Annotated in this window: 9 protein-coding genes; 4 read left to right on the forward strand and 5 right to left on the reverse strand. The window is 69.4% G+C overall.

The window, feature by feature from the left end:
- Window positions 1–242 precede the first annotated feature (242 nt).
- The 3 genes from ACGFSC_RS16905 to ACGFSC_RS16915 are packed head-to-tail and all read left to right on the forward strand — an operon-like array spanning window position 243 to window position 4629.
- Window positions 243–2063, forward strand: coding sequence for a glycoside hydrolase family 15 protein (locus tag ACGFSC_RS16905; protein WP_359898940.1), 1821 nt, complete (start codon window positions 243–245; stop codon window positions 2061–2063).
- Window positions 2064–2069: 6 nt separating this feature from the next.
- Entirely contained in the window at window positions 2070–3017 is a 948-nt protein-coding gene (locus ACGFSC_RS16910) for a cyclase family protein (protein ID WP_359898938.1), read from the forward strand.
- A 31-nt stretch (window positions 3018–3048) separates the two neighbouring features.
- Window positions 3049–4629 carry a GMC family oxidoreductase gene (locus tag ACGFSC_RS16915; RefSeq protein WP_359898936.1) on the forward strand — a complete coding sequence of 527 codons (1581 nt, stop codon included), beginning with the start codon at window positions 3049–3051 and terminating at the stop codon, window positions 4627–4629.
- Window positions 4630–4683: 54 nt separating this feature from the next.
- Here ACGFSC_RS16915 and ACGFSC_RS16920 read toward each other — a convergent pair whose 3' ends face one another.
- From ACGFSC_RS16920 to ACGFSC_RS16935, 4 genes are read right to left on the reverse strand one after another with little or no spacing between them, the layout of a single operon-like run.
- The gene (locus ACGFSC_RS16920; RefSeq protein ID WP_359898934.1) at window positions 4684–5727 is read right to left on the reverse strand and encodes a cytochrome d ubiquinol oxidase subunit II; all 1044 of its coding nucleotides are present in this window, start codon (window positions 5725–5727) and stop codon (window positions 4684–4686) included.
- The gene (locus ACGFSC_RS16925) at window positions 5724–7205 is read right to left on the reverse strand and encodes a cytochrome ubiquinol oxidase subunit I (protein WP_359898932.1); all 1482 of its coding nucleotides are present in this window, start codon (window positions 7203–7205) and stop codon (window positions 5724–5726) included. The genes ACGFSC_RS16920 and ACGFSC_RS16925 overlap by 4 nt, the downstream gene beginning before the upstream one ends.
- 35 nt (window positions 7206–7240) lie before the next feature.
- Entirely contained in the window at window positions 7241–8233 is a 993-nt protein-coding gene (locus ACGFSC_RS16930; protein ID WP_359898930.1) for an FAD-dependent oxidoreductase, read from the reverse strand.
- A gap of 7 nt (window positions 8234–8240) precedes the next feature.
- Complete coding sequence (locus ACGFSC_RS16935; protein WP_359898928.1) at window positions 8241–9080, reverse strand: SDR family oxidoreductase; 840 nt, start codon at window positions 9078–9080, stop codon at window positions 8241–8243.
- A 315-nt stretch (window positions 9081–9395) separates the two neighbouring features.
- On the opposite strand from ACGFSC_RS16935, the gene ACGFSC_RS16940 reads away from it, so the two are divergent.
- Window positions 9396–10748 (forward strand): chloride channel protein, encoded by a 1353-nt coding sequence (locus tag ACGFSC_RS16940; RefSeq protein ID WP_359898926.1) that lies wholly within the window; start codon window positions 9396–9398, stop codon window positions 10746–10748.
- A 278-nt stretch (window positions 10749–11026) separates the two neighbouring features.
- On the opposite strand, the gene ACGFSC_RS16945 is transcribed toward ACGFSC_RS16940, so the two are convergent.
- Window positions 11027–11176, reverse strand: a complete 150-nt coding sequence (locus ACGFSC_RS16945) for a family 1 glycosylhydrolase (RefSeq protein ID WP_359898924.1) — start codon at window positions 11174–11176, stop codon at window positions 11027–11029.
- Window positions 11177–11191: the final 15 nt, after the last annotated feature.

Here is an 11191-nt window from a genome sequence, read left to right on the forward strand (position 1 = left end):
GTCGGCAAGTCGAGCGGCCCGGCCGGTACCGCTTCCGGGCGGTCTGGGCCGCGGCCTGTCCCGGTCCTGCCCGCCGACGCCGGGCAGGCACGTGGCTGCTCCGTCTGGAGTACCAGGCGGGCAGACGCGCCCTTCCTGGTCACAGCGGATTCCGGGAGTCGTCGGCACCTGTCGTGGAGCGCGTGCGCGCGGCTGGTCGGATAGTGGAACGCAGGGGGTCCTCCCGAGATTGCGGAGACACCATGGACCGCTACCCGCCTATAGCCGACCACGGCCTGGTGGGCGACCTGCAGACCGCCGCGCTGGTCTCGTCGCAAGGGGTCGTCGACTGGTTCGCAGCTCCTCGCTTCGACTCGCCCAGCATCTTCGCCGCCCTGCTCGACCACGACCGGGGCGGCTACTTCCTCTTCGCACCGGAAGAGACGGAGGTCACGTACAAGCAGCTCTACTACCCCGACACGGCCGTCCTGGTGACCCGGTTCATGTCCCCCGACGGGGTCGGCGAGGTCGTCGACTGCATGCCGCCCGACCGGACGGGCAAGCCCACCGACCGGCACACGCTGATTCGCGTCGTGCGCGCGGTGCGGGGCACCGTGCGGTTCGTCCTGGACTGCCGACCGCGGTTCGACTACGGCCGCGCCACTCACGTACTCGATCTCCAGGGCGAGACCGCGGTGTTCCGTGCCCCGGAACTTGCCGGATACCTGCAGAGCACCTTCCCCGTGGAACGCAACGGGGACGACGTGCGCGGAGAGGTCACGCTGAACGCCGGGCAGCTGGCGGGTGCCGCCTTCACCGTCTGCGGCCCGGACGGGGCCCCGCCCGCGCCGATCACCGTGGAGGAGCTCAACGACCAGCTCTTCGACATCGGCAACTTCTGGCAGGGCTGGCTGCGCACCTCCACCTACCGCGGCCGATGGCCGAACATGGTGAACCGCTCCGCCATCACGCTCAAACTGCTCACCTACCACCCCACGGGCGCCCCGGTCGCCGCGGCGACCATGGGCCTTCCCGAGCAGGTCGGCGGCGAGCGCAACTGGGACTACCGCTACACCTGGGTCCGTGACGGCTCACTGTCCGTCCGAGCACTGCTCGACCTCGGATTCGTCGAGGAGGCCACCCGGTTCACCCACTGGCTGCGCGATCGCTTGGCCGAACGAGCGAGCTCCGACGGCGAGCGTCTGCAGATCATGTACCGGGTCGACGGCGATCCCGACATCCCCGAAGTGATCCTCGACCACTTCGAGGGCTACCGCGGCTCGGCCCCGGTCCGGGCCGGCAACGCCGCCATGGACCAGCTGCAGCTCGACATCTACGGCGAGGCGCTCTACGCCCTGGCCGAGGGCGGCACGGTGGGCCAACAGACGGGCTATCACGGGTGGAAGGCGCTCGCCGCCACCCTGGACTGGCTCGCCGACTCCTGGGACCGTCCCGACGAGGGCATCTGGGAGACCCGTGGCGGACGCAAGGACTTCACCTACAGCCGGGTGATGTGCTGGGCCGCCTTCGACGTCGGGCTGCGTCTGGCCACCGAGTTCAGCAGGCCCGCCGACCTCGCGCGCTGGACCACCGCCCGCAACGCCATCCTCGAGCAGGTGATGACCCGCGGGTGGAGCGACAAGGAGCAGGCTCTCGTCCAGCACTACGACGGGGACGTCCTGGACGCGTCCTTGCTGCTCATCCCCCGGGTCCGCTTCCTCGCTCCCAAGGGCCCGGGCTGGCTGTCCACGCTGGACGCCATCGACCGCAAACTCGTCTCCGACAGCCTCGTCTACCGCTACGACCCGGCCGCCTCACCGGACGGTCTGCGAGGCTCCGAGGGCACGTTCAGCCTCTGCACCTTCCTCTACGTCGATGCGATGGCCCGGGCCGGCCGGACCGAGCAGGGGCGCTACGCCTTCGAGAAGATGCAGACCTACGCCAACCACGTCGGTCTCTTCGCTGAGGAGGTCGGGCCGCGCGGGGAGCAACTGGGCAACTTCCCACAGGCGTTCACCCACCTCTCGCTGATCATGGCCGCCACCACCCTCGACGAAGCACTCGACCGCGAACAGACCCGCTGAGCATCCATGACGACGCACACAGGATCCGCCGGCCCACCACCGCTGAGTTCGGCCGAGTTCCGCGCGCTCTACCAGCGCGTGCGACGCGAGGCCTTGCGGGACACCGCCGACCGCGGCGCACTGGACACCCTCGCACCGACGCAGGTGCTGGCAGCTGCCGGTGAGGTCCGATCAGGTCGCACCGTCACGCTCGCCGCCGTCATGGAAACCCGGGTGCGCCCCGGCAATCCCGAGCCGTGCGAGCACCAGATGACCGGCGTCGTCGACGGCAACATCGAGGCGAACGGCCTGCAGTTCGCTGCGGACCGCTTCGCCATGAACGTGCACGGCGACGCCGACAGCCACATCGACGCCCTGTGTCACGTCGTCTACGACGGCACACTGCACAACGGCGTGGCCGCGAGCAGCCTGACCGTGACCGGGGCGACGAAGCTGTCCATCGACGTGGCGCGGGACGGAATCGTCGGCCGCGGCGTGCTGCTCGACATCCCCCGTCTGCGCGGCGTGCCGTGGCTCGAACCCGGCGACCACGTGACCGGAGAGGAACTGGCCGCCGCCGAGACCGCGCAGCATCTGCGGGTCACTCGAGGGGACCTGCTCTTCGTGCGGGTCGGCCATCGCCGCCGTCACCGCGAACTCGGGCCGTGGAACGCGACCAAGGCTCGCGCCGGGCTTCACCCCACCGCGATGGAGTTCCTGGCGGACCGGCAGGTCGCGGTGCTCGGCAGCGACGGCAACAACGACACCGCTCCCGGCACCACGGAGGGTGTGGCCTTCCCGGTGCACGTTCTCGGCATCCACGCCATGGGACTGCACCTGCTGGACTACCTGCAGTTCGAGGATCTGGTGCCGATCTGCGAGGAGCAGGACCGCTGGTCGTTCCTCTGCGTGATCGCCCCGCTCCGGCTTCCCGGCGCCACCGGATCACCCGTCAATCCCATCGCGATCCTGTGACGTGCGAACACTTCGAGAACGGGAGCCCATCGTGGCCGACACCCAACACTACGACGTCATCATCATCGGCACCGGCGCGGGTGGCGGCACGCTCGCCCACCGGCTGGCGCCCTCCGGCAAGCGGGTGCTGATCCTGGAGCGCGGGGACTACCTGCCTCGCGAGATCGACAACTGGGACTCCACCAAGGTGTTCGTGCAGGGCAAGTACCTGGCGCAGGAGACCTGGTACGACCGGCACGGCCACGAGTTCACCCCGGAGGTCAACTACTACGTCGGTGGCAACACCAAGTTCTACGGCGCCGCGCTCTTCCGGCTGCGCCCCCAGGACTTCGGCGAGCTGCGCCACCACGACGGCATCTCGCCCGCCTGGCCCATCCGCTACGAGGACCTGGAGCCCTACTACACCCAGGCCGAGCACCTCTACCTGGTGCACGGCAAGCACGGCGAGGACCCCACGGAGGGTCCGGCCGACGCGCCGTACGCCTACCCTCCGGTGGAGCACGAGCCGCGCATCCAGCAGCTCAGCGACGACCTGGAGAAGCAGGGGCTGCATCCCTTCCATCTGCCGATCGGCGTGAACCTCACGCAGAAGGAGAACGGGCGGGCGACCCATGACAGCGTCTGCATCCGCTGCAACCGGGTCGACGGCTTCCCCTGCCTGGTGAACGGCAAGGCCGATGCCCAGGTGGTCTGCGTCGATCCAGCGCTGAAGCACGACAACGTCTCGATGATCACGGGCGCCGATGTGCGCCGCCTGGAGACCGATCCGACCGGACGCACCGTCACCGGCGTGGTCGTGGAACTCGCGGACGGCTCGGCGACGGGGTTCAGCGCCGACATCGTGGTCGTCGCCTGCGGAGCAGTGAACTCCGCCGCCCTGCTCCTGCGTTCGGCCGACGACCGGCACCCGAACGGGCTGGCCAACAGCTCGGACGTGGTGGGACGGCACTACATGCGGCACAACAACCTGGCCCTGATGGCGATCTCGAAGGAACCCAACCCCACCCAGTTCCAGAAGACCCTGGCGCTCAACGACTGGTACCTCGGCTCGGACGACTTCGACTACCCGCTCGGCGGCATCCAGATGCTCGGCAAGTCGGACGCCGAGCAGATCCACGGTGAGGCGCCGCGGTGGGCCGGCAAGTTCTCGCCGAACATGCCGTTCGAGGTACTCGCGCACCATGCGGTCGACTTCTGGCTGTGCGGTGAGGACCTGCCGCTGCCCGACAGCCGCGTCACCCTCGACGGCGACGGGAACGTCCACCTGTCGATCGACGAGAAGAACAACACGACCGGGCTGAGGAAGCTGCAGCACAAGCTGCAGGGCATGCTCGGGCAGCTGGGCATGCACGAGCACCGCCTGCTCGACCACAGCATCTACCTGCACAAGGGAATGCCGATCGGGGCCACCGCCCACCAGGCCGGCACCGTGAGGTTCGGCGACGACCCGAGAAGCTCGGCCCTGGACGTCAACTGCAAAGCGCACGACCTGGACAACCTCTACGTCGTCGACACCGCCTTCTTCCCGAGCATCGGCGCGGTGAACCCGTCACTGACCGCCATCGCCAACGCCCTGCGGGTCGGCGACCATCTGATCGACCGGCTGCGCTGAACGCCCTCAGGTCCGCACAGGACAGCGGCCGAACCGGAGGGGTGCCCGGTCGGGCTAGGGGTTGTCGCCCGGTGCCTGAGCCCCTCGCGTATCGGAGTCGGTGAGGGGCTCCAGGTCGCCGAGCGTGTCGAGACGGTAGAGCAGGACGAGGGCCGGCCCGACCAGCACGACCGCGATCACCGTGACGATCGCCAACCAGCGCAACGTGTGGGCGGCTCCCGCGGCCTGTGCCACCGTCAACGATGTGGGCAGCAGGTACGGGCGCTGGGCGAGGCCCCAGGCGGCCACGGTCAGAGCGACGCCGGCCACCGAGGTGTAGCGGCACCAGCGGTACTCCCGCCGCGCGAGCAGCAGTGCGGTGAGGGCGGCGGCGAGGGCGGCGAGGATCACGAGCGCCAACCCGGCTCCATGGGTAAGGCCGTGCCAGACGTACTCGGCGTCGTGGTGGGTGACGGGGATGCCAATGACCGCCAGCACCACGATGGCTGCGAGGCTGCAGAGCGCTCGGAACCGGAAGTACCGGACCAGGTCGTCGGCTCCGAAGCGGCGCGCGTCCGCGGTGAGGAAGACGGCGCCGAGGTACGCGGTGGCCGCGACGGTGAGCAGCCCGGCGACGATGGACGTGGGATTGGCCCAGGCGTCGGAGGAGGCCGTGGTCCCGGGCGCGACCCGGCCGGAGGCGATGCCGCCGATGACCACGCCGAAGAAGAAGGGGGTGAGCAGTGAGGAGACCGCGAAGACCGCGCCGTAGATCCGCCGTCCGGCCAGGCTCCGGGTCGGCTTGCGCAGGGCGAAGCCTGCGCCGCGCAGGACCAGGCCGATGGCGGCCAGGGCCAGCGGCAGCCACATGGCACCGAACACGGCCTGGAACATCGTGGGGAAGCCGGTCCACATGATGATGAAGACGAAGATCAGCCAGACGTTGTTGGCCTCCCAGACGGGTGCCATGGCATGGTCGATCAGCCAGCGGGGCCGCTCGCCGCGCTCGGCTCCCCCGGCCAGCAGATCCCAGAACCCGGCGCCGTAGTCGGTGCCCCCGGCGCAGGCGTAGGCGGCGACTGCCAGCACCAGGACCCAGGAGATCGCGTCGGCCATCATGACGCACCACCAGGTGACTGCGGCGTACCGGGATCCGGCGCGGCTCCGGTGGTTGCCATGGTCCCTTCCCTTGGGCCGTACGGAGTGCCGGCCTCCGGACCGAGCGCGCCGGCCTGCCCGGCCGGGCTCTCGTCGGCGATCCGCCAGCGGGTGCGCATCTTCAGCAGCACGGCGAGGAAGGCACCGAAAATGAGCACATACACGGCCACCACGATGCCGAACATCGTCCACAGTGAACTCACGCGGGTGGCGGTGACCGCGTCGGAGACCCGCATGTTGAAGTAGACGATCCAGGGTTGGCGGCCGACCTCGGTGGTGATCCAGCCGCACTCCACGGTCAGCAGACTGGCGGCCCCGGCGACGGCAGCGCAGCGGAAGAACCACCGGGATCGGGGGAGATCACGGCGGCGCCACCAGCACCACGCATACCAGAGGGCGAGCAGGATCAGCAGGCTGCCGATGGTCGCCATGATGTCGAAGGCCCAGTGGACGATGGTCGCCTGGGTGGCGGTGGGGCGGTCGTCGGCGGCCACCGAGGTCAGGCCGGTGACCTGGGTGCTGGGCTTGAATCCGGCCAGGATGGAGTCGAGTTGGGGGATCTTGATGCCGCCGGAGATCGTTCCGTCCTCGTTGAGGCGCCCGAACAGGTACTCCGGCACGTGGGTGTCGGTGTTCCAGACGATCTCGGCGGCGGCGAACTTGACCGGCTGCTTGTGGAAGACCTGCCGGGCGAGATTGTCGCCCAGGAAGAACTGGACCGGCGTGAGGATCGCGGCGACGGTGAACGGCACGGTGAAGCCGAGCCTGTGGTACCGGTCGCGGCGTCCGCGCAGCCAGCCGACCGCGTAGACCCCGGCGACCACGTAGCCGGCGGTCAGGAACATCGCCACCGCGAAGTGCCAGTACTGCGGGCCGAAGATCGGTGTGAAGATCGCCTGCCGCACCGTGACATCGACCGGGTTGCCCTGGGCGTCGAGAGTGAAGCCCTGCGGGGTGTTCATCCAGGAGTTCGCCGCGATGATGCCGAAGGCTCCCAGCAGCGCGGCCAGCGGCAGCGGCGTGCCGAGCCAGAAGTGCGTCCAGGGCCTGAGCCTGCGCCAGCCGTACAGGTAGATCGCGATGAGGACGGCTTCAAGGAAGAACGCCCAGGCCTCGACGCCGAATCCGAGACCGAACACGTCCCCCCAGCGGCCCATCATCCTCGGCCACAGCAGTCCGAACTCGAAGGAGAGGATAGTACCGGTGACGATCCCGATGGCGAACTGCACGGCCATCACCGCCGACCAGCGCCGGGCCAGCTTCAGGGCCACGACGTCACCCTTGCGCAGCCCGCGATAGTGCATCAGGAGCGTGATGAAAGGCAGCGCGACACCGAACGGGACCAGGAGGATGTGGGAGCCCAGGGTGAAGGCCATCAGCTCGCGCGCGGGCAACGTCTGGGGTGGGGTGTTCGCGAGAAGAAGTGTGGTGCTGTGCATGTGTGCCTCGATGGCTCGATCCGTGTGGCGCTGGGTCAGTGAGCCGGCGGGGCCGGGTCGGTCGGGGCGCGGGTTCCGGCGGAGGTGAAAGCGCGCTCGCGGCGGGACCCGGAGGCGAACACGATCAACCAGGTGAGCAGCGCTCCGATCCTGCTGCGGAAGCCGGTGAGGAAGGCGATGTGGATGAACAACCAGGCCAGCCAGCCCGTGACCCCTGACACGTTCAGCCGTCCGACCTTGACGACCGCCCGGCCCCGGGAGATGTAGGCGGCGCTGCCGAGGTCCAGGTATCTGAAGGGCTTCGGCTGTTTGGTCCGGCCTTCCACGGCGCGGCGGATCGCGCGGCCCGTACAGGCACCCGATTGCATCGCGACCTCGGCCAGGCCCGGCAGCCTGTTCAGACTCATCAGGTCGCCCACCACGCGGATCTCCGGGTGGCCGGCGATCGTGAGGTCGGGCTCGACGAGGATCCGGCCGGCCCGGTCCTGCTGGGCGCCGGTCGCCCGGGCCAGCACCCCGGCGAGCGGTGGCGCCTCCATGCCCGCCGTCCACAGCACGGTGCGCGCGTCGATCCGGGTGATCGCGCCGGCACGGTCACGCGCCGTCAGGCCGCGCTCGTCCACGCCGATGACCATCGCTCCCATGTGGAGCTCGACCCCGAGGCCCTTCAGTGTCCCGGCCGCGCGGCGGGCCAGGGTCGGCCCGAACGCGGCCAGCACGGAGTCGGCCCCCTCGAGGAGCAGCACCCGCGCCTGCCCGGGCTCGATCGTGCGGAACTGCCTTTCGAGCGTGTGGCCGGCGATCTCGCGGATCTGCCCGGCGAGTTCGACTCCGGTCGGCCCGGCCCCGACGAGCGCGAAGGTGAGCCACGCCTGCCGCTCCCGGGCGTCCGTGGTCGACTCAGTCCGGGCGCAGCGGTCGACGAGGGTCACGGCGACGGGCGACCGGCGCAGCGCCCGGGCGGCGAACAACCCGGCGAATCCCCCGCCGAGGATCACCACTCGGCGGGGCGTGATGTGGTCCTCCATCGCGGTGTCAGCCGCCGGTTGCGAAGCCGGGGAAGAGCGTCATTCCGCCGTCCACGTAGAGCGTCGTGCCCACCACGTAGTCGAGCAGGTCGGAGGCCACTGCCACGACGGCGTTGGCGATGTCCTCCGGGTCACCGACGCGGCGATAGGGGATCAGCCGGAGGAGGTCGGCCTCGGCCTCGGGGGTGTCCCAGGCGTCCTTGTTGATGGGGGTGCGGATGGCGCCGGGGGCGACCGCGTTCACCCGGATCTTCTTGGGCGCCAGCTCTTGGGCGAGCGTCTGCATCATCATGCCGACGCCGCCCTTGGAGGAGGCGTAGTTCACGTGCCCCGACCAGGGAATGATCTGGTGGACCGAGCTCATGCAGATGATCTTTCCGGCGGCGCGGGACACCTCCGGGACGACGCCACGCCGCAGGAACTCCTTGGCCGCCTCCCGGGCGCAGAGGAACTGGCCGGTGAGGTTGACGTCGATGACCTTGTTCCACTGGGCCAGTGTCATCTCCGTGACGGGAGCGTCCCGCTGCAGGCCCGCGTTGGCGACCATGATGTCGATGGTGCCGAGCTCGTCGACCATGCCCGAGACCATCTGGACGACCTGCTCCTCGTCGGACACGTCGGCCTCGTGCGCGTAGGCACGGACCCCGAAGGCCTCGATCTCCGCGACCACCTTCTCGGCCTCGTCCGCGCCGACAACGTAGTTGACGACGACGTCCGCGCCGGCCCGGCCGAGAGCAATCGCCGTGGCCTTGCCGATGCCGGAGTTGGCACCGGTCACCAGGGCCTTCTGCCCGGCCAGGAGCTGCGAGTGGATCACCCCGCGATTCTCACCGACACTGCCTGCCACGACTTCTCCTTCGGATCTGTGGGCGGCCCGGCGGGCAGTGACGGACCGCCCGCCCCGGTGCCCATGCTCTTCCAGGCTCCACACTTCTCGGCGAGAGAAGCACCATCAGGCACGACGAGCCCGAAGCGCCACGCAGTGCTCACCCGTTCGGTAGTGAGCGCCACGCAATCGGACTAGAAAGCGCCGCACGATCCGGAGATGTCGGCTCGAATGACCCTTGACGGTCCCGACTTCAGCAAAGCGTGGAGGAATCGGACCTTCTGCTGTCAGCATCGACCGAGTCGGCACAGTAGGTGGTGTCGGGAAAGCGACTTGATGTCACCGGACGAGCCCACGGGCGATCCTGCGGCGGCGCCGCCCGCCGACCCATTCGGCCCCCTGCGGACCAAGGGCTACCTGGCGCTCCTGGTCATCTCGGCCGTCCTCGGCGTGCTCCTGTCGGCGGGCGCGTACGGCTTCCTCCAGGCCGTCGACCAGCTCCAGAAGGCGCTCTACACCGATCTGCCGAACGGACTGGGATTCCACGGGGCACCGCCCTGGTGGCCGCTGCCCCTGATGGGGCTGGCAGGACTTCTGGTGGCACTGACCGTCCAGTACCTGCCCGGCAACGGCGGCCACCAGCCGGCCGAGGGGCTCAAGACCGCAGGCGTCCCTGCGGCCGCCGAACTGCCCGGGATCCTTCTCGCAGCGCTGGCGTCGCTGGGTTTCGGCGCGGTGATCGGGCCCGAGGCGCCCCTGATCGCGCTCGGCGGAGGCCTGGCCGTGTACGTCGTCCGGCTGCTCAAGCCGGGCGTCGATGCCAGGGCCCAGGCCGTGGTCGGCGCCGCGGGAAGCTTCGCGGCCATCAGCGCCCTGCTGGGCTCGCCCCTGCTCGGAGCGTTCCTGCTGATGGAGGCGTCAGGACTCGGCGGCCCGGTGCTGGGGATCGTACTGCTGCCCGGTCTGCTGGCCTCCGGAGTCGGGTATCTCGTCTTCATCGGGCTCGGCGCCTGGACCGGGGTCGGGGCTGGCACGCTGACGATTCCCAGCCTTCCCGCAGTGAGCCATCCGAACGTCGCCCAGTTCGGCTGGGCTCTCGCCATCGGGGTGGCGGCGGCGTTCGCCGGCACGGGAGTCCGGTGCCTCGCGCTCTTCCTCCAGCCGCGCGTCAACCACAGACGGTTGCTGCTCACACCGGTGGCCGGCCTCGCCGTGGCAGGGCTCGCCATCGCGTACGCCGAGGGCGTGGGGAAGCCGCCATCCGACGTCCTGTTCTCCGGTCAGTCCGCGCTGCCCCAACTGCTGCTCCACAGTACGAGTTACTCGGTGGGAGCACTGACACTGCTAATCGTGTGCAAGTGGCTCGCCTACGGTGTGTCATTGGCGGCATTCCGGGGAGGACCGATCTTCCCAGCGCTGTTCCTGGGTGCCACGGCAGGGATCGCGCTCTCCCACCTGCCCGGGCTGCCCGTCATCTCCTCCGCCGCCATGGGCATGGGCGCGATGTCGGTCGCCATGCTCAGGCTGCCGATGACCTCCGTACTACTGGCGACCCTGCTGCTGGGGTCCGACGGCGTCACCGCCATGCCGCTGGTGATCGTGGCGGTCGTGGTCTGCCATGTCACGTCATCCAGGCTCGCCCAGCCGGAAACGTCACGACCGGCGTCCGGGACCCCGCACGCTTCCTGATGTCGCTGTCCAGCCGTCTCGGTCACCGGGGGTGAGAAGACGTGCTGGAGCCTGCGGTGGTAGACGCTCGGCCGGTGGAGGTTGCCCCCGTTCAGTCAGGTCAAACCAACCGTGCCTGATCGAGCCGCGGGCTGAACCACTGGCGAAGACCGCCCGACCCGTCGAACACCCTGTCATCCTCCCCGAGTGCGGTGTGCAGCCATGGGTTTGCGTTTCACGAAGCCCCGCCGGACCTGCTCGATCCTGACGGTTGCCACGTCCAACCCGGAGCCCAACTATCAACCGTGCCCGGATCGGTGGGCGGCGATCAGGTCGAGGCACCAGGCGTAGGAGGCCTTCGGCGTGCGCTGCTGCGTCGCGAAGTCGACGTGGACGATGCCGAAGCACTGGTGGTAGCCCTCGGCCCGTCGAACAGCCTGTCGTTCCATCCGTGACGGTACTCT

Source organism: Kitasatospora sp. NPDC048715 (assembly GCF_043198905.1).
GTDB classification, from domain to species: domain Bacteria; phylum Actinomycetota; class Actinomycetes; order Streptomycetales; family Streptomycetaceae; genus Kitasatospora; species Kitasatospora lactacystinica.